The organism is Paenibacillus sp. FSL K6-4396 (assembly GCF_038002525.1).
GTDB lineage: Bacteria > Bacillota > Bacilli > Paenibacillales > Paenibacillaceae > Paenibacillus > Paenibacillus amylolyticus_B.
The window spans coordinates 2,363,970-2,389,093 of the sequence record NZ_JBBOCR010000001.1 but is presented as its reverse complement, the minus strand read 5'-3'; the positions used below and the strand labels follow the sequence as shown (position 1 = coordinate 2,389,093).

At 47.6% G+C, this 25,124-nt stretch carries 21 protein-coding genes; 7 read left to right on the top strand and 14 right to left on the bottom strand.

The features are described 5' to 3' along the window. Nucleotides 1–73 precede the first annotated feature (73 nt). Nucleotides 74–907, bottom strand: coding sequence for an AraC family transcriptional regulator (locus MHB85_RS10820; protein WP_192132373.1), 834 nt, complete (start codon nucleotides 905–907; stop codon nucleotides 74–76). Between the two features lie 128 nt (nucleotides 908–1,035). Between MHB85_RS10820 and MHB85_RS10815 the strand changes: the two genes are divergently transcribed. The 3 genes from MHB85_RS10815 to MHB85_RS10805 all read left to right on the top strand — a co-directional run bounded on the left by MHB85_RS10815 (nucleotide 1,036) and on the right by MHB85_RS10805 (nucleotide 5,179). Beyond that, entirely contained in the window at nucleotides 1,036–3,063 is a 2,028-nt protein-coding gene (locus MHB85_RS10815) for a beta-galactosidase (protein WP_192132374.1), read from the top strand. Nucleotides 3,064–3,501: 438 nt separating this feature from the next. After that, nucleotides 3,502–4,458, top strand: a complete 957-nt coding sequence (locus MHB85_RS10810; RefSeq protein ID WP_192132377.1) for a helix-turn-helix transcriptional regulator — start codon at nucleotides 3,502–3,504, stop codon at nucleotides 4,456–4,458. 34 nt (nucleotides 4,459–4,492) lie between these two features. Then, nucleotides 4,493–5,179: an AlkZ-related protein gene (locus MHB85_RS10805; protein ID WP_192132379.1), complete on the top strand. Its 687-nt coding sequence runs from the start codon at nucleotides 4,493–4,495 to the stop codon at nucleotides 5,177–5,179. A 101-nt stretch (nucleotides 5,180–5,280) separates the two neighbouring features. On the opposite strand, the gene MHB85_RS10800 is transcribed toward MHB85_RS10805, so the two are convergent. Together MHB85_RS10800 and MHB85_RS10795 are read right to left on the bottom strand one after the other, a co-directional pair. After that, nucleotides 5,281–6,795, bottom strand: a complete 1,515-nt coding sequence (locus tag MHB85_RS10800; protein ID WP_192132381.1) for a UxaA family hydrolase — start codon at nucleotides 6,793–6,795, stop codon at nucleotides 5,281–5,283. Beyond that, a complete protein-coding gene (locus MHB85_RS10795) occupies nucleotides 6,792–8,309 on the bottom strand; it encodes a tagaturonate reductase (protein ID WP_192132383.1) in 1,518 nt (505 codons plus the stop codon). Before MHB85_RS10795 ends, MHB85_RS10800 begins: the two co-directional genes overlap by 4 nt. 191 nt (nucleotides 8,310–8,500) lie before the next feature. Here MHB85_RS10795 and MHB85_RS10790 point away from each other — a divergent pair, with 191 nt between their 5' ends. The 4 genes from MHB85_RS10790 (at nucleotide 8,501) to MHB85_RS10775 (ending at nucleotide 12,199) form a co-directional block, all read left to right on the top strand. Further along, complete coding sequence (locus MHB85_RS10790; RefSeq protein WP_192132385.1) at nucleotides 8,501–9,376, top strand: AraC family transcriptional regulator; 876 nt, start codon at nucleotides 8,501–8,503, stop codon at nucleotides 9,374–9,376. Between the two features lie 141 nt (nucleotides 9,377–9,517). Continuing rightward, nucleotides 9,518–9,742, top strand: coding sequence for a GTP-binding protein (locus MHB85_RS10785; RefSeq protein WP_341072903.1), 225 nt, complete (start codon nucleotides 9,518–9,520; stop codon nucleotides 9,740–9,742). Between the two features lie 4 nt (nucleotides 9,743–9,746). Further along, nucleotides 9,747–11,507 carry a translation factor GTPase family protein gene (locus tag MHB85_RS10780; protein ID WP_341074215.1) on the top strand — a complete coding sequence of 587 codons (1,761 nt, stop codon included), beginning with the start codon at nucleotides 9,747–9,749 and terminating at the stop codon, nucleotides 11,505–11,507. Nucleotides 11,508–11,521: 14 nt separating this feature from the next. After that, nucleotides 11,522–12,199, top strand: coding sequence for a tetratricopeptide repeat protein (locus MHB85_RS10775; RefSeq protein ID WP_091017381.1), 678 nt, complete (start codon nucleotides 11,522–11,524; stop codon nucleotides 12,197–12,199). Nucleotides 12,200–12,312: 113 nt separating this feature from the next. On the opposite strand, the gene MHB85_RS10770 is transcribed toward MHB85_RS10775, so the two are convergent. From MHB85_RS10770 to MHB85_RS10720, 11 genes are all read right to left on the bottom strand, one after another. Further along, nucleotides 12,313–13,374, bottom strand: coding sequence for a phosphotransferase (locus MHB85_RS10770; protein ID WP_192132389.1), 1,062 nt, complete (start codon nucleotides 13,372–13,374; stop codon nucleotides 12,313–12,315). A 92-nt stretch (nucleotides 13,375–13,466) separates the two neighbouring features. Then, nucleotides 13,467–14,093 carry a GDSL-type esterase/lipase family protein gene (locus MHB85_RS10765; protein ID WP_017689264.1) on the bottom strand — a complete coding sequence of 209 codons (627 nt, stop codon included), beginning with the start codon at nucleotides 14,091–14,093 and terminating at the stop codon, nucleotides 13,467–13,469. 205 nt (nucleotides 14,094–14,298) lie between these two features. Beyond that, on the bottom strand, nucleotides 14,299–17,466 hold the full coding sequence (locus tag MHB85_RS10760) for an MMPL/RND family transporter (protein ID WP_091017384.1): 3,168 nt from the start codon (nucleotides 17,464–17,466) through the stop codon (nucleotides 14,299–14,301). Then, nucleotides 17,463–17,921: a MarR family winged helix-turn-helix transcriptional regulator gene (locus MHB85_RS10755; RefSeq protein ID WP_091017386.1), complete on the bottom strand. Its 459-nt coding sequence runs from the start codon at nucleotides 17,919–17,921 to the stop codon at nucleotides 17,463–17,465. Before MHB85_RS10755 ends, MHB85_RS10760 begins: the two co-directional genes overlap by 4 nt. Before the next feature lie 219 nt (nucleotides 17,922–18,140). Next, nucleotides 18,141–18,578 (bottom strand): GNAT family N-acetyltransferase, encoded by a 438-nt coding sequence (locus MHB85_RS10750; RefSeq protein ID WP_091017388.1) that lies wholly within the window; start codon nucleotides 18,576–18,578, stop codon nucleotides 18,141–18,143. 63 nt (nucleotides 18,579–18,641) lie between these two features. Then, nucleotides 18,642–19,628 (bottom strand): BadF/BadG/BcrA/BcrD ATPase family protein, encoded by a 987-nt coding sequence (locus MHB85_RS10745; protein WP_341072902.1) that lies wholly within the window; start codon nucleotides 19,626–19,628, stop codon nucleotides 18,642–18,644. Nucleotides 19,629–19,696: 68 nt separating this feature from the next. Further along, the gene (locus tag MHB85_RS10740; protein ID WP_105598170.1) at nucleotides 19,697–20,410 is read right to left on the bottom strand and encodes a class I SAM-dependent methyltransferase; all 714 of its coding nucleotides are present in this window, start codon (nucleotides 20,408–20,410) and stop codon (nucleotides 19,697–19,699) included. Between the two features lie 127 nt (nucleotides 20,411–20,537). Continuing rightward, complete coding sequence (locus MHB85_RS10735; protein ID WP_105598169.1) at nucleotides 20,538–21,515, bottom strand: alpha/beta hydrolase; 978 nt, start codon at nucleotides 21,513–21,515, stop codon at nucleotides 20,538–20,540. A gap of 36 nt (nucleotides 21,516–21,551) precedes the next feature. Continuing rightward, entirely contained in the window at nucleotides 21,552–23,261 is a 1,710-nt protein-coding gene (locus MHB85_RS10730; RefSeq protein WP_244660953.1) for an ATP-binding protein, read from the bottom strand. A gap of 15 nt (nucleotides 23,262–23,276) precedes the next feature. Further along, the gene (locus MHB85_RS10725; protein WP_105598167.1) at nucleotides 23,277–24,371 is read right to left on the bottom strand and encodes a cobalamin B12-binding domain-containing protein; all 1,095 of its coding nucleotides are present in this window, start codon (nucleotides 24,369–24,371) and stop codon (nucleotides 23,277–23,279) included. A 281-nt stretch (nucleotides 24,372–24,652) separates the two neighbouring features. Continuing rightward, nucleotides 24,653–25,114, bottom strand: a complete 462-nt coding sequence (locus MHB85_RS10720; protein ID WP_091017397.1) for a MarR family winged helix-turn-helix transcriptional regulator — start codon at nucleotides 25,112–25,114, stop codon at nucleotides 24,653–24,655. Nucleotides 25,115–25,124 lie beyond the last annotated feature (10 nt).

The following is a 25,124-nucleotide window of genomic DNA, read 5'->3' as shown; positions in this document are numbered from 1 at the left end:
TACCATCATAACGGTAATGACCCTAACGCATCAATACCTTCCTGGCATCACTTTTTGTTCATTTGGGTACATGTTAGTACAAATTACGGAACTGTTCAGGAGTCACCCCCTCAATCCTGCGAAAGGTTGCTACAAAATGGCTTGCATCGCGAAACCCTACCCTAACTGCAGTTTCTCTAATCGTGGGTCTATGGTCTGCGGTCATGATTTCCTTGGCTTTGCGAATGCGCAGCAAAATGAAATAACTGTAGGCTGTCATGCCAAAGGACTGCTTGAACAAGGTGTTCAGATGTCTGGATGAGATCCCCGTGACGTCAGCCATATGTTCGAGACCAATCTCAGGATTCGCATAATGCTGTTCCATGAATGCAATGAGCGGAGCGAGTCTCTCCACGGCATGAGAGATCGAAGACCGATTGCCCGTCATGCCATGTTTTTTGAGCAAAATCAAAAATCGGTATATATCCGCTGACGCCTCGAGTCCCGACAAATCCTGATCACTTCTGATTGAATTCAGCACTTCCTGGCCGTAATCGTTGAACGGACTGCTCTGCTCCCACTGATGGAACGCCGCTTCACCCAGACTAAGTGGCTCCAAGATTGCCGGACACTGGGAACCGCCAAATGTAATATAAAGGGTCTCCCACTCTCCTTGGGCGCGCACATATTCATGCGGTTCATTCGGTGGCAGCAAAATACCTGATGCTTCCCCCAGTATGACCGTGGACCCGGCAAACTTGAATTCTCCGGCTCCCTTCACGGTCTGAAGCCAGTGGTAACAGGGATACCCCACAGGTCTTGACACCTTCTCCTGATTGCCGTTATAACCCAGGCTCTCAATATAAAGGGGCAGCGGCTGATCACGTGATGTCATGAAATATCGTTGATGTCGGGGGGAGATAAACATGGGATGCCTCCTTGGGTATAAGCTGAAATAAACTTCCGTATTCTTATATGAGTCATTACTTTTATTATATTTTAAAAGTCATATGTATCATATAGTATAGGATTATTCTTATACAAGAGGTGAACACATTGATTAGCAGCAAACTGCCCAAAATGTTCTACGGGGGCGATTATAACCCGGAACAGTGGGATCACGAAACCCACCTTGAAGACCTGCGCATGTTCCAATTGGCAGGCATTGATATTGCCACAATCAACGTATTTTCATGGGCACTGATTCAGCCTGATGAAGTTACTTACCGTTTTGAAGAACTCGACCAACTAATTAATCGTTTATATGAAAATGGTGTCTATATATGCCTTGCAACGAGTACGGCTGCCCATCCGGCCTGGATGGCGAAGAAATATCCAGACGTGCTTCGTGTGGATGCCGATGGACGCAAACGCAAATTCGGTGGGCGCCATAATTCCTGTCCCAACAGCCCGACCTATCGCAAATACGCTGAGAAGATTGCAGATAAACTGGCCGAACGATACAAGGATCACCCTGCGGTTCTCGTATGGCACATTTCCAATGAATATGGCGGTGAGTGTTACTGTGACAACTGTGAGAAAGCGTTCCGCGTGTATCTGAAAGAACGCTATCAGACTCTGGAACAGGTCAACAAAGCATGGAACACAAATTTCTGGGGGCATACCTTCTACGATTGGGACGAGATTGTATTACCAAGCAACCTGAGCGAACATTGGGGTAACAATAATTCAACGTTCCAGGGCATCTCGCTGGACTACTCTCGCTTCAACTCCGACGGCATGCTGGATTGTTATCTGTTGGAATACGATGCGATCAAAAAACATATTCCGGACTCCGTCGTTACTACCAATCTGATGGGATTCTTCAAACAATTGGACTATTTCAAATGGGCAAAATATTTGGATATCGTCTCCTGGGACAGTTATCCTGGTCTCGCCACTCCTGTCAGCTTCACGGCAATGGCTCATGACCTTATGCGCGGATTGAAGGATGGTCAACCGTTCATGCTGATGGAGCAAACACCAAGTCAGCAGAACTGGCAGCCGTATAACTCACTGAAACGTCCAGGTGTCATGCGTCTGTGGAGTTATCAATCTGTTGCGCACGGGGCCGATACCATTATGTTCTTCCAGCTTCGCCGCTCCATCGGTGCCTGTGAGAAGTATCATGGTGCAGTTATTGAGCATGCTGGGCATGAGAACACACGTGTATTCCGCGAAGTCGCTGAGTTGGGTAAGGAATTGCAGATCCTTGGAGATACCACGCTGGATGCATCTGTTGAATCCAAAGTAGCGATTGTGTTCGACTGGGATAACTGGTGGGCCATCGAAAAATCAAGCGGACCTACGGTTGCCCTGAACTATGTGGATCAGATCCATAAATACTATGCAGCCTTCTTCCGTCGCAACATCCAGGTAGATATCATCAGTGTGGATACGGATATAAGCAAATACGACATTGTCCTTGCCCCTGTCCTTTACATGGTAAAACCAGGGTTTGCCACCAAACTGGAGAAGTATGTTGAAGCAGGTGGAACATTCCTGACGACCTTCTTCAGTGGCATTGTGAACGAGAACGATCTCGTGACTACAGGTGGATATCCGGGAGAACTCCGTAAACTGCTCGGAATCTGGGTGGAAGAGATCGATGCCCTGCTGCCTGAGCAAAAGAACCGCATTGTCCTCAAAGAAACGTACGGTGATCTTCAAGGAGAGTATGGTTGCGGCATGCTGTGTGACCTGCTGCACAGTGAAGGAGCCGAAGTCATCGCGGAGTATGGAGACGACTTTTATAAAGGCATGCCTGTTGTTACACGTAATACCTTTGGTCAAGGTGAAGCCTGGTACGTTGCATCCGACCCGGATGAGCGCTTCCTGGATGGTTTGCTGGGACAGCTTGCAGCAGCCAAGAACGTAGAGTCCTTGCTTGAGACACCAGAAGGTGTTGAAGTAAGCGCACGAACCAAAGAAGGTAAACCGTACCTGTTTGTCATGAACCATAACGCAACCACGCAATCCTATGATCTGGGAACAGCTAAAGCACATGATCTGCTCACCAATCGTGAGCTTTCGGGAAGTGTTGAGATTGAAGCCCGTGGAGTGCAACTGCTCGAAATGAAATAAGCGATTTCACTTCATTGAAATCATTCGGAATAATATAATGTGATAGAAATACCCGTGATACAAAGTGTCACATATTCATTCCTTTTATACTTGTTATTGTCTTCAGCGAGGATATTGGTATAGATTTCAGACCTTTATCGTCTTCTGTAAGCCAAAAGCTGCTACTTCCCGTATCCATCTACACCGGATGCGGGTTTTTGGCATGATCTGTGGTATTTTTGATAGAAGGAAATATCAGTATGCAAAGCGAATTGGACGAGAAACACATTTTAACAAAGCCTGCCGGAACATGCTTGTGAATCCTGATGCTGATCCATTATAAAATAATGAACAGTTCAAATATTGGTGACACTCATGATGTCACTTATTCTTTGTTACAATAGAAATATAACTACGACTTCACTTTCCGGCGGCGCAGATCGAAACGGAGTGGCTGACATGAACAGAACAAATCGGCTTGCTGCCATCGTAATGGCATTACAGCATGGTCACGAAACGGCACACTCATTAGGTGAGAAATTTGAAGTTTCCCGTCGCACGATTCTTCGGGATATTCAGTCCCTCTCCGAGATGAATGTGCCCATTATTGCCATTTCCGGTCCGGGAGGCGGTTTCAGACTGATGGAGGGTTACGTATTACCCCCATTACAGCTGGACCCGGTAGAAGCAGCGACGCTCCTATTCGCTCTTGAAGGTCTAAGTCGCTACGCCGACACACCCTTTCATGAGAAACGCTGGACCCTGATGAACAAAGTTAAGGCCATCATTCCGGATGATATTATGTCGCGAATTGATCCCATGCTCAAACAGCTGCATCATCATATTCCAGACCGCAATTACATTCTTCCTCATCTGGACGCATTGCTGGCATGCATACCCGAACACGGGTGGCTCAGTGTGCTGTATCGCTCCGTATCGCGTCAGCGATGGTTGCATATCTGTCCCACACGGGTATATGCTTCCTCCGGCTTCTGGTACTGTGAAGCATATTCCCTCGAACATGGTGAACAGCGTCTGTTCCGGGTTGACCGAATTATCGATGTCAAAGCGATCGAACCAAAGGATGCACAGGTGCTTAACGAACAGGTGGATCAACAGCAGAGCAAGCCGATCCCTCCAGAACAGCCGCCAACCCTGGTTAAGGCACAACTGAGTTATCGGGGAATGATTGAAGCCGAACAGGACGAGCATATTGGTGAAAAGATGATTGAAATTGCCCCGGATCTCTGGGAATTATCATTCCTTTGTCCTCCAGGGGAATGGGACTGGGCCGTACGATTCTTTTACCGATTGGGACGTGAAGCCGAAGTGATCGAACCCCTCCAACTTCGCAGTGAGATTCGTCAGCATGCCGAGGAAGTAAGCCGGAGATACCTTGCTTCAACCAAGTCGTAGCTTGACTACACAAAAAAAGGAGCCTACTGATATCATGACATATGAAGCCGTTATAACGTACGAAGAAGCAGTACAGCGTATCCAGTCTATAGGGCTGCTGCCTCTGGCTCCACTATTTGCCGAATATCCTTCTCTATCATCGCTAACCCCCAAAGAAAATTGGCACAAGGATGATGAATTCGATCCCTGGTTATGGCGTTCACGCCTGGCTGAGGAGGGCATTGCTGCATATGGAAAATTTATCAAAAAGAAAGCGCTTCTTGTCTCATCTGAATACTTCCCTTGGGTACACCGACTGCTTGCTGACTCCAGAACCATCAAGGAACAGTATGAAGCGGGTCTGCTCTCCCGTGAAGCGTTCAAACTCCATGCGTTAGTTGCAGAACAGGAAGGCATTGATGGACGTGCCTTGCGATCACAAGCCGGTTTCGGGGCAAAAGAGGACAAAAAAACATTTGACCGTGGACTTCTGGACCTTCAGGGCTGTGCAGCCATTGTGATCAGTGGAACCAAAGAAAAAGAGGGGCTCGCAGAAGGCAAAGTTGCATGGAACAGCTCCGCATATGAAACCGCAGATCACTGGATGCAACGTCATGACATTAAGCCATTTGAAGGCAGCGCAGTAGAAGCACGTGAACTGCTGGTTACGCAACTGCAGCAACACGCATCATCCGCCGCATTATCAAGTATTACCAAAGCACTTGGCATCCGTGGAATCTAAATAAAGCCAATTCCGGTTGTCGTGCAAATTTCAACCGGAATTGGCTGTGGTTCACCATATAATGTAACCCAGACGATTAACAGCACCCATCGACAATGGATTTAGAGAATTACGCCATCCTTGAATATGGCAATTTCCCGGAATCCATGCTGCTCACTGAGTGTGTGTGACCGTCCGGAAGCAATGTCAATCAGTTGGCTGAACAGCTGTACTTTCACCTCATCCATCGTCTGCCCCTCCAACAGCTGGCCTGCGTTGAAATCAATCCAGTGTTTTTTGCGATTCGCCAGATCGGATTGGGTCGCAATCTTGACGGTAGGTACCGGACCTCCGAAGGGAGTCCCCCGCCCTGTTGTGAAGAGCACAATATGGGCACCCGCCGCAGACAGTGCCGTTACAGACACCAGATCATTACCAGGTGCTTCTACAATGTTCAGACCGGTTTGAGTTACACGTTTGCCATAGCGCAGAACGTCGACAACGGAAGAACGTCCTCCCTTTTGCGTACATCCAAGTGACTTTTCCTCTAGTGTTGTGATGCCACCAGCCTTATTCCCAGGTGAAGGATTCTCATAGATGTTCTGGCCATGGTTAACAAAATATTGCTTGAAGCCGTTCACAAGGTCCACCAAATCGTGAAATACCTGCTCATTGGCAGCTCGGTTCATTAAGATCGTCTCCGCACCAAACATCTCCGGAACTTCCGTCAGAATAGCCGTACCCCCGGCAGCAACCAACATATCAGCAACAGCACCGACCAGTGGATTGGCTGTAATGCCAGATAAACCATCGGAACCACCACACTTCAAACCAATTTTGAGTTTGCTGAGCGGAAGCGGCTGCCGTTGTTCATGTTCAGCGATCTCCACAAGTTCTTCCATCAGTCGAAGCCCTTCCTCAAGCTCGTCATCCGTTTCCTGTGCTTTGAGAAACCGTACTTTGCCGCGGTATTCCGGAGCAATACACTCACGGAATTCATCGACCTGATTGTTCTCACAGCCCAGACCGATGACGAGCACGCCTCCTGCATTCGGATGCTCCACCAAGGAGGCCAGCAACTGTTGTGTATACTTCAGATCATCACCAAGCTGTGAGCACCCGAATGGATGTGGAAAGTGAAATACACCATCTATCCGGCTTCCAAACTGGGACTGACCCATACGTGCCAAAGCTTCACACACTTTATTGATACACCCGACCGTATTGACAATCCAGATCTCATTACGGATACCTGCTTCACCATTGGGACGCAAATATCCATCGAATGAGCACAGATGTTCCGGAGGCATGTCTGTCTGAATCTGGACTCCCGGTTGGTACTCATATTCAAGCAATCCGTGCAGACCCGTCTTCAGATTGTGACTATGAATCCAGCTTCCCTGCTCGATCTGCTCTTGGGCAATCCCGATGGAGAAACCATACTTCATCACATCATCGCCCGGTGCCAGCGTATGCACAGCAATCTTATGCCCTTTGGGCACGTCATCCAGCAAATTAAAAGAAACTCCCTCTGGTAGTGTAATTTGTTCTCCTTTGGCATAATCCCGAAGCGCTATAATGACGTCATCCTGTGGTTGAATGGCAATCCAGTCATTGATTGTACTTGTTGTGTTCATTTCCCTTCACCTTCCAACAAACCGATTTCATTAACAAGTGCTGCACGCAGTCCTTCTCTTGCATCCAGATTTTCGCCCCAGATCAAGGTATCCGACAACACAGCCGCTACCCGGTCATCCAGTTGCTTCTGATTCCTGTTAAGCGTGTCATAACCTTCCCAGTGTGCAGCCAAAGCAGCCAGGACATCCGGGTCATCCCGCAGCAGAATATCTTCCCCATTCAGTCGTTGTGCCTTGTAACCTTCTGGCGTATTTACCGGACGATAGAGACACAATAATCCAGCAAATCCATGAATTAATCGTTCTGGCCAACTTCCCTGATTTTGCTCGTAAGACAAAAGTGTAGGCAGCACACGCACCTTGAATTTTCCGATCGTATTCAAAGCAATATCTTGCAATTTGTGATCAATATATGGGTTAAGGAACCGTTCGAACACTTCTTCTGCATACTGGTCCAGCTGATGATCGGGCATATCCAGAGCAGGCACGATCTCCTGATGAACAGCTTCCCTGATCCATGTGCCAAAATGTGGATCTTCCATCGTTTCTCTCACATGCTGCTTGCCTTGCAGAATGCCGAGGGATGACATTAAGGTATGCGCCCCATTCAAAATACGAACCTTGCGTACCTGAAAAGGCTTCAGATCTTTCACCCAATGTACATTGAGACCTGCCTGCTTGAGAGGAAGTTTTTTGTCCAATGATTCATCACCCTGAATGGCCCAGAAATGATATGGCTCTGCCGTATTAATCAACTGGTCCTCATACCCCCAGCGATTTGTCAGGGAATCAGCTTCCTCCTGGGTCGGCGCACCTGTTACGATTCGATCTACCAGATTATTCAAGAAGTGATTATGGTTCTCGATCCATGAACGGAAACCATCCGAATACCCATAATCCTCACTATGACGGAGGACACAACTGCGCAGCACATCACCATTGCGTTCAAGCAGCTCGCATGGCAGATGAATCAAACCTCTGGATGGATCACCATCAAATTTCAAATATCGCTGATGCAGGAAAACCGTTAATTTCCCCGGAAATGATTGGACCGGTTCACCCTCGATATAATCTGTCTGCATATATTTCAATCCTGATTCGGTTGTATTGGAAATAACGAACTCAAGTGAAGGCAGTTCCGCCAAGTTCAGAAAGGCATCCCATTCCTCATACGGATTGATACACTGTGAGAAAATGGAGATCAACTCTGTCCGCTCAACTGGCTTTCCTTGAGACAGACCACGCGTAATCATCGTATATAATCCGTCCTGATCACGAATCTGCTCCAGCTTGGCTTTGCCTCCCGGTCGTGGTTGGGTAACGGCTACACTTCCATGGAATTTGCCTTGTCTGGCACTCTCATGAAGCATCCAGTCTGCAAATCCCCGCAAGAAATTACCTTCTCCAATCTGCAAAACCTTCACGGGACGCTCCATAATCTCCTTGCACTTGCGCTGACCATCGCTCCCCAGTAAATTCAGCTTCAACCTTGGCCGTTTCGTGCTTGCCGACATGGACACTCACCTCATCGATTATTTGTACTGTCGGAATGCAGCTCGAAGGCTCTGCACCCTTTTATTGTAAACGCTTTAAATTCATTGTATCATCAATAAAAGGAAATTAAATTGCTTATATTGCGGTAAATATACTCTCTCATGACCAGGTATAACATCCCGTTGAAGACGATCGTCTGGAAAGGAGCTTTATGGAACGTTCACCTGTTCGCACCACTATTCAAGCAGAATCCGGTATTCCGTTCCGCCTGGTGTACAGCGACACCAAATCCCCTCAGAACGAGTTGCCAGATCACCTTCACGACTGGCATGAAATTATCTATGTATATCGTGGACAGGGAAGCATCTTTATTGATACAGGACTTGAGAATATGCAGGAAGGCGATCTGTTCATTATACCGGGCAGCACGGTTCATCGAGCCTTGCCGGATGCAGGCAATCCTGTCACATCTTCCGCATTGTTCTTCAGCCCGGGCTTACTGGCATCGACCGCCGGAGGCGCTGCTTCTTCCTTGCTAAGCCTGTTTGAACGTTGTCGTAAACAACGTGTGTATAAGAGGCATTTGAACACAGAGGAGCAATCAGAGGTGGCCGCCCTCATTGATGATATTCAGACCGAATTCCAGCTCGGTCATCATCTAAGCGCACATGCGGCCCTGTTAAGACTGCAACTGTTACTCATTTTTCTGGAACGTCTGGAAGCAGCGGGACCTGCGAATCCTGGTAAATCCGCTCCGGGTCCCTCATGGCTCTCTTCTACGATCTCTCATATTGACGATAACCTTCGGAGTGGCCTGTCCCTCCCTGAACTGGCGCAGTACGCCTCTGTATCCCCTGCCCATTTCAGTCGTGCATTCAAACGATACACGGGTATGACTCTAACGGATTATGCATTAGCACGAAGGGTTATTATGGCGAAAGAGCATCTGGCCCAAGGTGATGAGACGATGGCAGCCGTTGCCGATGCTTGCGGGTTCGACAGTCTGCCCCATTTTTACCGTCAATTCAAAAAATTAACCGGTACAACCCCCGCAGCATACCGCAGAACCATGAACAGTTCTCGTTAAAATAGAACCAGACTGGACGTAGGTTCCTGGATCTAATCATATATATCCACATATTCTTCCATATGGAAGATGTGGTATGATAATCTGGATTATTACTTGTCGGAAACATTGCATTCCGTTGTCAGAGGAGCTTAGCATTCCATGTTAAACGAATTGAATCGCAGGAATATTGGCATCTTCGCCCATGTGGATGCGGGGAAAACAACAACCACCGAGCATATGTTATTTGAGAGTGGTGTCGTCCGCAGTCCGGGACGTGTAGATGATGGAACAACAGCCACAGACTCCCTGGACATTGAGAAAGAACGTGGCATATCCGTTCAGGCAGCCATGACCTCTCTGATCTGGAAGAACACCATCATTTGACCTCATTGATACGCCTGGTCACATTGATTTTAGCTCCGAAGTAGAACGAACGCTACGGGTAATGGATGGCGCTATTCTCATTCTGTCGGCAGTTGAAGGCATTCAGTCCCAGAGTGAAGCCATCTGGCATGCCCTTCGTTCACTTCGCATCCCAACCATCATTTATATTAATAAAATGGATCGGATTGGCGCATCTGCCCCAGCAGTCATGGAGCAGATTCGTTCCACCCTGTCCCCTTTCGCATGCGAAATCCAAACGTATCAGCTCCATGAAGATTCATTTCATGGCATCGACTCCCTATGGAACCCGAATCAAGATTCTCTGTCCGATGGGACACCTTCCATTCCAGGTCTGGTCGAGATACTTGCCGAGCTGGACGAAGAGGTCATGGAAGCCTACATCCAGGAGACTCCGTTATCGCAAAGGGATCTGAATGAAGCATTCCTGCGGTATGTGCATCAGGGTGAGCTTTTCCCCGTGTGTTATGGTGCTTCCGGCAAAGGAATTGGCGTCACGGCATTGCTGGACGCGGTCCTTGCTTTTCTGCCGCCACCTGCCCAACCTGTGGATTCTCCCGTATCGGGTGTTGTGTTCAAGATTGAACGTGACCGCACAATGGGACGCACGGCTTACGTCCGTATGTATGGTGGCAGCTTACACAATCGGGATACCATCCATAATTCGACGCGGGAGCTTGAAGAGAAAGTGACACAGATTCGCCGCATGGATGGACGGAAATGGGCGGATACCGGTGCCGTTCACGCGGGACAGATTGCTGTGCTGTACGGACTGAGTGACACACATGTGGGTGACATTATCGGCAATCCTGAGGGTGTACCTCCTCTGCCACAGATGGCTGTACCTTTGCTGACCGTACAAGTACATGGCAAGGACCCGGCACAGTACCCCGATCTTGTTGCAGCATTGCAAGAGTTGACGGATGAAGATCCCTTACTCGACCTGCAATGGTTGCCGGAGGAACGAGAACTGCATCTCAAGGTCATGGGAACCATTCAGCTTGAGATTTTATCCAGCCTGTTGCTGAGTCGTTTCGGATTGGATGTCGTGTTTGATCCGCCATCCGTCATCTATAAGGAGACACCCCGTACAGCCGGAGAAGGTTACATCGCCTATACGATGCCTAAGCCCTGCTGGGCCGTCCTCCGCTTCAAGATTGAACCTTTGCCTCGCGGAAGCGGTCTGATCTATGCCTCGACCGTAAGGACAGACGATCTGCTATTACGTTATCAAAATGAAGTTGAACGACGTATTCCGGAAGCCTTGTCTCAAGGTATGCTCGGTTGGGAAGTAACCGATCTGCGCATCACGCTGGTAGAAGGGGAACATCATGTCTGGCATACACATCCGCTGGATTTTGTTGTAGCCACGCCTATGGGAATCATGGATGGATTGTCGAGAACAGGTACCACGTTGCTGGAACCCCTTCTTCAGTTCCGGCTGACGGTCCCCGAAGAATACGGTGGTAAGGCCCTTAGCGATCTGGTACATATGCGGGCAACCTTCGAAGCCCCCGTCATTGGTAGCGGACGTTGTATTATTGAAGGAGTTATGCCTCTTGCCACCTCAATGGATTATCCGGTGAAACTGCGTTCCGAGACAAGTGGCCGCGGGGTGCTTACGACTTCGTTTGCCGGATATCAGGATTGTCCTACGGATGTGACTCATGCTCGCAAGCGCAGAGGAGTTAACCCACTGGATCAATCGAAGTATATTTTAAGTGTACGAAACGCGATTACATCATAAATGGAGTTGAACCTGTGCTTATTAAATTTCTTATCTTTGGCCTTCTATGGCGGATTGTAGGTAATCCGTTCATTGCCATCCTCATTTTACTCGTTATACTGTATTTCCTGGATCGTCGCTATGTTGGCGTATTCCCAAGCTTCACGAAACCTCTGAAACGTATGCGTAACATCTCCCGGCTTCGGCAACAACTTGCTATGAGCCCCAATGAAGTTTCTTCCAAGCTGGAGCTGGCTCGCCTGCTGATTGAGCGCAAGCGTTACAATGAGGCACATACGTTATTGCTTGAATTGGAGCGCCCATACGAACAATCGGCTGAGTATTGGGAGGCACTAGGAACGACTGAGCTTCATCTGGGCAACATCGAAAAAGGCGAACGTCATATTTTGCAAGCCCTCGAGATCAACCCCAGAGTCAAGTACGGACGTCCATACCTAACCCTTGCTGGAGCCTTCAAAGATACGCATGAGGACAAAGCGCTGGATTATGTGCATCAGTTTCAGGAGATTCATTCCTCTTCCAGTGAAGCTTATTATCTGCTTGGCTCGGTTCACCGTTCCCTTGGGCGCAATGCAGACGCGAAGCAGGCTTACGAGCAATCGTTGAACGTCTATCGTTCGTTACCCAAATACAAGAAACGTCAGGAGCGCCGCTGGGCTGTCCGCAGTTGGTTCCGCAAACGTGGATTATAATTTCATCCGCTATGCGCTGTAATTTGCATATATCACTCTGCTAACCAATAAAAGTGCACTGATCTCTGCCCTCGTATGAGCAGAACCAGTGCACTTTATTCTTAACAACGATATTAATACACCAATATCTCACGCAGTCGTTCTTCATGAAGACGCATCCAGTCCATCCGCAGTTTGAGTTTCACAATCTGCTCCACAGCCACTTCCGGCTCATCTGTACCTTCAAACATCCGACTGATGAAATGCATGACCACATCCAGACTGCGCAGCAAAATCAATCGAGGTATGGCCAGCAACTCTTCCGGTTCCAGGCTGACCTGTTCCCGAAATCCCCTGATCAGTCCCTCCTGTGCCTGCCACATCCAATCTTCACTCTTGTCCATGGTCAGAAGGTCAGACATTGGAACAGCTAACTCCATGACCCGCAAATCCCATGTCGCAAATTCAAAATCCAAAATGGCACAGATTTCACCATCCTGCTGATCTGCCAATACATTCGAAGCATTCACGTCTCCATGGACCAATTGATGCGGCAACTGTTCCATTCCCCGCAGAGCTTCAAACAGATCTGGTAGCCCATCCCTCAGTTGTTTCAGCTCATGCGCACATGCGACCAATTGCTCCGGCGGCGATGCACATAGCTGTAATAATCGTTCTGGTGAACAGAGCGGATACGAATCCTGAATTCGATAGTACGGTGGATATACAGGATCAAGGGGTATATCCAGCGTTGCCATAACAGAAGACAGGGCCCCCGCCGCTTTACCGAGGCCAAATAATTGGTCTGGCTTATGCCAGATGGGATTGACACCTTCCCGATAATGAAACAGCGTTGCAATTTTGGTATGACCTGTGAGGGGATCTTTTACAGGAAGGAATGTATCTCCCTCGCCAGATAACAGTCTAACAGGTGAAGGAGTATCAAACTTAAAGTTCGAATGTTGGAGGGCTTCCAACACCTCGTGTTCAAAGGTGATTTTCATCGGATCATTATGTGTCTCATATTGTCTCATGACGTAACTCGTCCCGTCTATATGGAGCATGTAGGTAGAATTATTCATCCCACCCTTTCCACGCTCACCTTTCCAGTCCGATGTGAAACCATATGAGGCCAACACTTCGGATATACGTTGCTGCTCTGAAGGATGGAGGAAACCGGAATCGATATTTTGCACCAAAAATTAACCCCTTTATCTCACAAAATGGAACTGTCTTCTATTTATCTTAAAGGAAGTCCATCGCTCGGTCTAGTTCTGTTCCAAAGTGATCAAGAGAACGGATAATATCCCGTCCGATTAAGCTGCTCTGCAATGACACGATATCCTCTTGCATTGGGATGCACTCTGTCCCAGAACAACAGTTCACGCTCACGACCTTCAAACCTGTCATACACCTGAGCACACGCATAGTTGCCTGATCCCGCTCCATTCAAAAACGAATTATATTGGCGCACCCAGTAGGCAGCTTCCGTCGCTTGTGGATACGGGTTGTACAATCCGATGGATCGGACCATATACTCATGGTTACCCTTTAACTGCCGAATGTGCCGCATGATCTGGGATACATTACTGCGGGTTTCTCCGAGCACCTGTGTCATTTTGCTGGCATTTGGAATGCCATTACTTGCTTTGAACGTACGAATCAGATCATTCCCGCCAATAGATATGGTAATGATATCCGCTTCACGGAGCGATTGCCGCACTCGGGGATGCGAAGAGATCATCTGCAACATTTCCCCCGACGTCAGTCCATTTACGCCCATATTTTCCATGGATACAAACGTACGAACATTCATTTCTGCCATTCGCCGATATAAAGGAACAAAGCCGGTGCCCAGCAACGCTCCTGTACCTACCGTTAATGAATCTCCTATAGCCACATATCGATATACCATCCCGTCGCCCCTCTCTGCTGTGATGTCTCTGAACAATAATGAACTGCTCTATATCTTATGATGAGAGGCAAGACAAGGCGCGGGATGGTGTCCTTAGGCATGTACCTTTCTTTTGCTGCATAAAACCATATTTCTTCTCTGTAGAGGAAGAAAAAGAAAAAAGCCCTGCCGCATAACGCGGCAGAGCCTAATCCATTGCAATGCATTACATGCCTATGGTTCGATCCGAATCAACGGAATCTGATTGTTCCTTGTTCGGGAACGGCCACCAGTTGGCCCGGCCAAACATCTTCACCATCACTGGGACGAAGAATGGCAGGAACAGCAGAGAGTACAAGATCAGTCCGCTAAGGACTACTGTGGCAATCTGCATCATCGAGAGAACACCGGATGGATACATCGCAGCAAATGTACCGCTCAGAATGACCGCTGCAGATAAAATGACGGTTCCCATGTTCTTCATCGCGTACAACATCGCATCCTGTACCTTCATGCCTTTGTTCTCATTGAAACGGTCCATCAGGAAGATGCTATAATCCACACCAAGTGCAATCAGCATGACAAATCCGAAGAACGGAGTAACCCAGCTGATGCCTGCAAATCCGAGGATATTAACAAAGATCACTTCGGTTAAAGCCATCGATGTGAAATAAGCCAGTAATAAGGAAACGATCAGATACAATGGCATAATGACCGAGCGAAGCAGCACAACCAGAATAATGAATGTACCCGCCAGCATCAACATTACAGTACGTGTATAGTCGTTATTCGAGATCTCCTGCAGATCTGCAAACGTACTCGTAACGCCACCTACGGCGATGTCTGCTTTTTCAAGCGTACTGCCTTGTACCGCGCGATGTACTGCCGCCTCAATGTCAGGAACACGATCAATGGCTTCTGTGCCGTATGGATTTTCGGCGAAAATAACATCAATCGTCATCGTTTTCCGATCTTCGGACAGATACGTATCAAACACCTGTGTGAAGTCTTTGTTGTTCAGTGCTTCTTCAGGAACGTACCAGCCTGCCAGATCCGAATCAGGTGAATTTTGCAGTTGGGTCAGATAATCCTGTGCCGAATCCAGTCCCCCGGATACCTGTTTAATACCATCGACACTTTGATTCAATCCATCTGTCAGTTGTGTCAGCTGACCACTCAGATCGGAGAAGCCTTGCTGAATTTTCTCCTGACCACCCTGAAGCTGGCCAAGTCCATCCTGAATGGAAGGAATTTCGCTAATCACTTTACCCTGACCATCCGCAGCCTGTTTGAGACCGGATTGCAACTGACCGATTCCCGTTACAATCTGGCTCAGGCCATCGGAAAGTGCCTTTTGTCCGGCTGCTGCGGAGGCAAACCCTTCATTGGCCTGATTAATTCCAGCTGCGGCTTCTCCAAGCTTGGTCTTAATCTGACCCAAACCTTGAGCAAGCTGCGCTGTGCCAGAACCGGTTTCACCAATCGTGCCTTTGATACGCTGGTAATCAGCATCTTGCTGCAATTCAGGATAACGCTCTTCAAGTGCTGTGAAGGATTCGGACAGACTCGTTAGGGCTGTTGAAACCCCGTTCAGCTGTTGTTCCAGTTCGCGGGTTCCATCCCCCAGCGCAGCGACCCCTGCTCCCGCCTGACGATAGGCTTCAAGCAACTGATTGTTCGCCTGCGCAAGCTGATCTGCACTCGTTTTCGCTTGCTGGAGTCCTGCTTTCAGATCCCCTGCACCTGCGGAACCATCTCGAATGCCTTTTTCAATCTGCCCAAGTCCCTGACTGAGTTGCGTGATACCCGATTGCAACTGGGAGGTTCCTTTAGTAAGTTCACCTGCTCCATCAGCAGCTTCTTTTAACTGTGGTTCATTTTTACTTAGCTGACTGCTGGCTTCACTCAGACCATCACGGATTTTGTCCAGACCCGTCTTGCCTTCACCCAGTCCATCCGATAATGTTCCGACTTGCTGTGTAACTTCAAAATCTTTAATCTCATCCCCCGTAGGTCGTGTCATACTACGGACACCAGAGACTCCGGCTACTTTCTCTACTTCCCGGCTAATTTTCTCGGCAACGGCCATATACTTTGCATTATCCATCGCTTCATCGTTCTGGATGACGATCTGACCCGGCAGCGATTCACCCGGACCGAAGCTGTCAGAGATAATGTTAAATGCTTTTACGGAATCATATTTCTCGCCAATCTCATCGAGACTGTTGAACGACAGTTTGCCATCGTAGGTTGCCAGAAGAGGCACACAGACCGCTGCAACGATGAGCAGCGCAGCCCATGGACGTTTAAGTGAAAAGCGACCAGCTGCACCATAGATCTTGCTCTCCGCATGTTCAAGTGAACCCTTCGACGGCCAGAATAACTTCTTGCCCAGCACCGCCATGAAGAATGGTACGATGGTCACCAAGGCGAGCATCATCACAGCAATACCTACAGCTACGGCAACCGCAGAGCGGTACAACATAAACTGGGCAAATCCGATCGCAATGAATCCAACCAGCACAGCTAGTGCTGAGAAGAGTACCGTTTTACCGGCAGTACGATAGGTCGCAATGATGGCATCCCACGTATTCTCATGATGAGCCAGTTCTTCCTTGAACCGACTGATCAACAGGATGCAGTAATCCGTACCAATCCCAAACATGACGGCGACCATAAAGATCTGCGTAAATGTGGATATCGGGAAGTCCATCCCATCCACCAGGAATGCAACAATCTGTTGCGATACAATGTAACTGATCCCCACCGTCAGCAGCGGGACAAACGGAGCTACAAACGAACGGAAGACCAGGAACAGAATGAGCAAAATAAAGACAACGGTAATATATTCCGATTTCTTAAGCCCCTCTTGGGAACTCTCAATGGTGTCCTCATCAATCAGACCTTTACCGGTTATGTAGTGCTCCACATTGACGGACTTCAATGCTTCATTCAGGTCTTCCCGCATTTCCTTGACCGTACGATCTCCCTGATCAATGGATAGCGATGTAAGAATCGTTTTGCCATCAGCTGAGATCATCTTCTCTGAAAGTTCAGGCTGAGAGAAAGGTTCCAGAATGGACAGAATGCCCAGCTTCTCCTTGTCGGCCTCCAAGTTTTTAACAGCCTTCTCTGCCTCTTGTTTCCCCGTGGTACCCAGACCTTCCGGATTATAAAATACAAGAGCGATCTGGCTGCCTTGCTGTTCTCCCTTTTGCGCTGCAGCTTCATTCAAAATTGCTGCTGCCTGGGTGGAAGAGTACCCTTCCGGAACCGAAAACTGTCCCTTTTCCCGAATCAGTTCACTCATGTTAGGGGCGGTAAACATCAACACGGCAGCTACAACAACCCATAGCCCCATTAACCACCATCTTGCTTTTAGTATCGCTCTCATTCGTTCTCCTGTCCTCCTTCATGCGTTAGCAAAGCTGCAAGCTTCTCAAAAGATTCAATGAAAATTCGAACCTCTTCCGGTTTAAAATGAACCAGATACGGCTCCAGAATCTGCTGTATTTCCTGTTCTGTTTCCCTGTATACCTGTCGTCCGGTATCCGTCAGTGTCAGATATACAACACGGCGGTCACGCTCATCCCCGGCGCGATGGACCAGATCGCGATCCACCAGCTTGTTGACCAAAGCGGTAATGCTGCTCTTGCCTATGCACAGAAGCTCTGCCAGATCAGAGGGTGTGCAGGAAGGTTTCTCTTCAATCAGACGAAGTGCGCAGAACTGATCGGTCGTTATGGTCTGCCCCACTTGTTCACGTATCCGGGTATCAAACCGCTTATTGACCAGAAAGGAAGCATCCAAATAGCGGTTCACCAAACTTTTAGCATCCGGTGTATTCATTTTTCATTCTCCTTTCCCGAATCTATATAGTTCACTTAACGAACTATTCTTCTGTGAAACTATTCTATAATGAAACAATCTCACAAAGCAATACTTTTTTCCTGCTTTTTAGATGAAAACGACAAAAAAACAGGACGTCCGACTCAGCTTATTGCCAAATCCAACATCCTGTAATGATTATAATCCATATATTTCTTAAAGTAATAAAATGCCTCTGTGCTACTCTTCGTCTGTATCTTCCTCTTTTTCAAGCACACAACGGAATCGCTCCACACCTGGGTATAATTCACCCAGACTATATACCACGAACCCCGTATTCCGATAAAACTCGACGGCTTCCAGCTCCGTCTCAGCGATCAGTCTATCGGGATTGTATGTTGCCAACAGTTGTGAGATCATACCACGTCCATAATTTTTAAAGCGGTTTTCAGGCAAAACCGAGATATGATGAATGGTAACCTCACTGGTTCCTGTCTTCTCATATCCAATGAGACCGATCAATTGTCCCTCATCTTCGTAACCGGCCATCTGCAGTTCGTCTTTCTCTACATATTGTTGCAACGCACGGTTCAAGTGATCCGGATCAGGAAAGACCGAATAGGACAGCAATTCCTGTACTTCCGGCTCCCGTATGCGTGATTTCAGATTAATTAACACCTTGATTCCTCCTATACCTTGCTTGTTTCCGTTATCGTATTGTAGTCGTTAGCCTCTAAAAGTTCAAGTCGTGTGCCGATTCAGCTCCGATTGAAGCACAGTTGAGATGTTATCCGATACGTTGATCTGCGCCAAATGATAAGCATCCAGCAGTGCGCCCCCAACTGCCAACAAGTCACTGGTTATGTACTGAATTCTTTTCCCATCGGGCCTGTAAGCAACATCCAGTCCTTTCTGAACAGCCTTCACCATATATGGTGAACTCAGACAGCTTCCGGTAAGCGTCATGGACACTGTGGGCTGGTCGAAACAGTACGCCAGCATGAGGATCCCCACAACGGCCGTATCGGCAGCCGAGTCGCACACCCTAACTGCGAGGGGAATATTCCGGGCAGCAGCTTCCGTCACCATAGACGCCATCTGACCAAATTTCCGGTTGGTCGCCTGTTTATTTTCGGCAAAACCGGCTATCCCCAGCGCAGCGAGCTCTAGAATTGAGGCAACATTCCAATATTTCAACACCTGCTCAATCCAAGCTTGGTCCTGCGGCCCATAACGCCCCGCGAGGATGGAATGCACTGTGTCATAAGCTAAAAAACGTGCTGCTGTCGGCGCATAATGACCGAACTGATCGTTGCGGAGCCAAGCTCCCTGTTCGGTTCTGCCAAGGATCAGAGATCCTGTTCCTCCAATAGCGACAATGCCTGGCTCACCGTCGAAGGCCGCTGTATGTGCGATGTGTGTATCGTTTACCGCACTGATCCTGCCTGTAATCCCCGTACGAGCGAGTAATGCCTCCGCCCAAACTGTATCTTCAGGCTCATTCAAGCCTGCCATCCCTGCCTGAATGGAGGCGATCTGACTCGACTTGAGCCCGGCTTCAGTTATCGCTTCAGCGATACCCTCCAGCACATTTTGCTCAGCATTGGTATCGTGATAGCGGTTGCAACCATTCTTTTGTACATAGGATAAAATCTTCCCGTTCTGATCTGCGACAGCCACACGCGTGTAACTCCCTCCTCCATCCATCCCTATTACATATGTATTCATCCTTAACGATCTCCCTTCAGACCACACATTAAGACTGCCGGGTCCATTGTCAGGTCCCGGCAGAGAATTTATTGCTTTTGCACAGCGAAACGAAGCAGTTCACAACGAAATTGTGTCGGTTCATCATACTTTTCCTCTTCAATCGTCTGTGTAACGTGTTCCTGAAGCAGAATATTCCAGCCTTTGTAGGCATCCTCCAGTATAGCAATCGCCTCGGCTGTGGGCAGGTTCAGCTCAATTAATGGTTTAATCTCCTTGCCTGTATTGATTTCTTTTTCCTCCACATTGGTACTCATGGTAATACAATGAATGCCCCCTGTACGAGTTCCGGCCTGTAACCGGTCTATCGCTTCCATAAAGGCTTGCTTATTGGAAACATGTTCCAGACAAGAACAAGCAGCGATATAATCAAAATAGTTTGGCTCCATAGCATAATGTTCAACATCTGCTTTCACTGCCTGCACGATATGATCAACCTGATATTCTTTCGCATACTTGCGAAGTCCATCTACGGCCTCATCCAGTAAATCCACACCGATGACTTCACTGTTCGTTTTTGCAAGGCGCTGTGCAATCGGTATCGTATGTCTCCCAACTCCGCATCCCAGATCGAGGACACGCAATTCCTCCTTGTGAGTAAGTAAACGTTCCAGCATATCCATCACCATAGGCATGGGCCTCGACATCCAGGTACCGGAGGCGAATAATTCATTATTCTGATAGAAGTTGGAATGATAACCTGCCTCTGCTTTTCGTGCAGCCTCAAATTGTTCGTTTCCCATCAAGATACCCCCATCGTTTAGTAAATGATTTGCATCTTCTACTTAATACCCAGATTGTCACAAAAAAATCAATTAAACGCCGCGCCCCCTTGATCATGGGCATACCTATAAACACAAGGTCATCGCATTACTTGGCCTCTGAACTTTCAGGTACGAAGCACGAAGGCAACAGATTTTTCTTCATAAAGGATTCCAGTGCCGCCTCATATCCAGTGCGATCAACTTGAAACGCTGTGCCATGACCCGCACGGGGGACGGTCAGCAATTCCTTTTTGGTTGGGCAAGCTTCATACAACCTGTATACCATTTCGGTCGGTACAAACGTATCAGCCTCACCGTGGATGAATAACACGGGAACGTTAACTTTGGCAAGTTGCTTGAGTGCCGAAGCCTCTCTGAAGGAATACCCTGCTTTCCACCGGGAGATCAGACTTGTGACAGGTATAAACGGAAATGCAGGAAGCTTGTATAATTGCTTTAACTGGAACGTCAGTTCTTCTTCCACGGATGTATATGCACAATCAGACACAATCGCTTTAACCTGAGTCGGCAGGGCTTCACCACCTGTCATCAGTACGGTTGCTCCTCCCATGGATATGCCGTGCAATAAGATTTCCCCTTTTGTACCCACTTTTTCAAGCACCCAGTTGCTCCACTGGACATAATCCTTCCGATCTAACCAGCCAAAACCGATGATGTCACCTTCGCTGCGGCCGTGACCCCGATCATCCGGCATTAACACGTTATACCCATGTTTTTCAGCATAAAATCGGGCAAAACCAGCCATTTCTCTACCTTTCCCCGAATAACCATGTGCCAGAATAACCGTCTGATCCGACCCTTTATTGGAACCGACCCATGTACCATACAGTTTTAATCCATCATGTGATTGAAGAGATATCTCTTCTGTAGGCTGAGCATCCAGCCACTTCAGATCAGAAGCACTACTGATGATTTCATTGTCCGGTTCAGGCATCAGATTTGGATTATCCACCAAAAACGTTTTTGGGGTACGGCGAATGGCCGTTTTGAAAAAATAAAGCCCACCAGCCGATAAAAGAGCAAGAACGATCAGTACTAGTGCTGCAAGTACGTAGAATAACATGAACGAGTTCTACCCTCTTTCCTTATTAAGATATGTTCAATCTTTACTTACTCGTTGAAGTGACTCACATGCTGCTTGATAGGCGGGTAACAAAGCATCCAGCAATGGTTCTGCCTTCCGTGATTGACCTTCCTTCGCGAACTGCTCTATCCGGGCAAACAAAGTTGATAAATAACGAATCCCTAGGCTCAAGCTCCCTGATTTCAGATCATGGGCTACCTCGGTTGCAGCAACATGGTCACCGGACACAATATGTCTGCGCAGCACCTCAATTTTACCAGGTGTATCGGTACGATACATGTCCAACAACATACCAAGGAGTGTACGATCACCATCGGTGTTTAATTCCGCAATCTCATGTACGATGCTCATATTTAGTACCTCGGTCGGTTCGGAAGATTGCTGCCACTTCTCGATCATCTTACTCAGAATTTCCAGCGTGAAGGGTTTGCCAATAAAGTCATTCATCCCGGCTTCCATACACTTGTCTTTCTCTCCCTGCATGACATTACCTGTCATTGCAATGATTGGTGTGGTATGACGCATTTCATCCATTTCTATCGAGCGGATTTTGCGTGTTGCCTGTAAACCGTCCATCAATGGCATCATATAATCCATGAGAATCAAACTGTATTTTTTGCTGAGAAAAGCAGCTATTGCCTCTTCCCCATTCACTACAGCGTCCACTTGGGTTATTCCCAGTTTTTTGAGTTGCAACATAACAAGCTGCCGGTTGATAACATTATCATCGGCTAGCAATACAGATATAGAAGGAGCTTCATCATCCATATCACGCCCCTGATGCTCTTGAGCGGAAGCAACAAACTGGTTAGCGGACTGGTTACCGTCTTTCTTACCAAGTGTAAGTTCGAACCAGAATGTTGATCCTTCACCCTCCTGACTGTCTACTCCAATCTGACCTTCCATCAGTGTAACGAGCGACCTGCAGATCGATAATCCAAGGCCCGTTCCTCCATACTCACTTGAGCGACCTCGTTCAGTCTGCACGTAGGGTTGAAATAACTGATTCTGATCTTCTTCCGAGATACCAATCCCCGTGTCTTCGACTTCAAGTCGGATCATTTGTGTAATCTCATCATCTTTCATAAGGGTGACTCGTATCCGCACCGTTCCTTTTGATGTGAATTTGTTCGCATTCTGAATCAGATTGATCAGTATCTGTGTAATCCTCGTTGAATCCCCTTCAAGAAGAGTAGAGATTCTGGGGTCACAGTCTATCGATAACTGATTTCCGTTCTTTCTGACTTGGGGTTCGAGCAAACGAACAATATAGTTTATCGTCTCTTGAAGGTCCACTTCTCCCAGTTCAAGTCGCATCTGCCCCGCCTCAAGTTTGGACAGATCCAGAAGATCCTGAATCAGCTTAAGCAGCAGTTTGGCAGCATCCTGTATAACGGAAACGGAATTTTCCTGTTCTTCAGACAATGGAGACAACTTCAGCATCTCAGCCATCCCCAATATGCCATTTAATGGCGTACGAAAATCATGACTGATGCCTGCAATAAATGCGATTTTTGAATCACCTGCATCTACTGCTTGCTGACGTGCAGCTTCAAGACTGTTATTGTTCTTTGCAAGCAGACGATGGAGTGTCACCAGTTCATTATTCATCTCCGAGAATTCCGCAAGTGTCCGTTCCTCTTGCTCTTTGCTTCGGATCATCTGATCCGATAACTGCTCAATCGTTCTGCGTAGCCTCTGTATCTCTCCGCTCTCATTAGACATCACATCATCCCTCTCCTAATCCCTAACCATATCCAGATCCAGATGATTGCATGTAGCTGGCTGAGCCAATAATTGTTCTGCAACCGCAACTGCCTCATCGGCTCCCGGAGCATAACCGTCGGCTCCTATCGTTTTCCACAAATCCTGATCAATATTAAAAGGATATCCCCCGACCATAATCTTCACATGTGCCGTTGCCGGATGATGACGAATAAGTTGAATCAATTCTTTGGCCAGATGAAGGTGATACGTCATCGTAACTGAAATCGCAACAACATCCCCCTGATAGCGCTCTATAGCCTCGACTACACTTCCATTAGGAACATTGGCTCCCAGATAGTGCGTATCCCAGCCTTCCATCTCGAACACATCTGTGAGCATACGCAGTCCGATCTCATGTTGTTCACTGCCTACACAGGTGGCAACCAACCTTTTACCCTGACCTGTATGAATCAACCAGCGAGAATAGAGACGTGATATGAATGACTGAGTCGCTGCCGTACAAAAGTGTTCTTGCCCCACACTGATTCGATGGCATTGCCACAATCGCCCAACTTCATATTGGGTAGGCTGAAAAATATATCGATAAATATCACGAATCGTCACCCCAGCTTCTAACTGAGCTTCAATGATTTCGAATGCTTCTTTCCGTTTATTCTCAAGCAAACACTGCAAGTACGATTGCGCAGCATCTCCATATGGCATGGATTCGTTGATGTAACCCGCCTGTGACTCCAATTGTGTTGTTCTATATATTCCCATATCCAGATAATCGAGCAGAAGCGCCTTTGACGGATGGTCAAATTCTTCTTCCAATGTCTCTCTAATCAGATTGAGATTAATCGCCAGGTCTTCTTGTGATACCTTATAACCTTCAAGTAGAACTTTCAGCCAGGCAATATAATGAGTAAACAGGCCTGGACTCTGTACGAGTGCACTTTCTGCCAAATAGTTCAAGCTATACTGAGAATCCTGTTTGGTTCGCATTTTTCCGTTCTCACCAAATCGCTCAAGTAAATCGGGCTGTCTGAGATACTGTTTCTCCGTTATTTTGTCAGCTAAGTTCCCCGATTCCTGGAGTAAACGTTCACCTGCTTCTTGATGACTCATAGATGCACCCCTCCTCTACCCGCATCACATCTCCATCATCATTCGTGACTAATCCAGAATGAGATCGATGTTAGCTCACTTGCAATCGGGATAGGTTCTTCTACTTGTTCCAATCCATCCATTCCGCTCTTAAAAGTTCTGTTCCATTATACATGAATTCCTGATGATCATGTGTTTAACGCCATGCATGTATAGAATAATCTTCCTATATTATGGAGGGCCTTGCAAGTAAGTCAGCCAGTATACTGTACTTTAAGGTTCCACAAAAAAACTGACCTGCGTTATGAACGCAAGTCAGTTTTCCCTTCTGCCGCCAGTCCCAGCTTCTTCAACATCTTAATCGCATCCACTTTCTCGGAAGGGTCAAGTCCCTCCAAAGCATCAATGATAACCTGGTGATGTTGAGGAAATATCTGTGTGAACAACTGTCTTCCTTCCTCGGTTAATTCAGCGTAAATGACACGCCGATCTTCCTTGGATGGCCGACGAAACAGCAGATTTTTATTTTGTAACTTATCTACAACATAGGTAATATTACCACTGGACATTAACACCTTCTCACCAATCTTTTGCAATGCCTGTGGTCCCTTATGATATAACAAGTCAAGCACGCCAAATTCTGTCGTATTCAGACCATGACTCTGGATGTCCCGATTGGAACGTGAGGTCACAGAATTGTAGGCACGAGCAAGAACCACAAATAATTGTAAAGACAGTTCCCGGTTGTCCTCCGTGTTCGGCATTTCAATAATC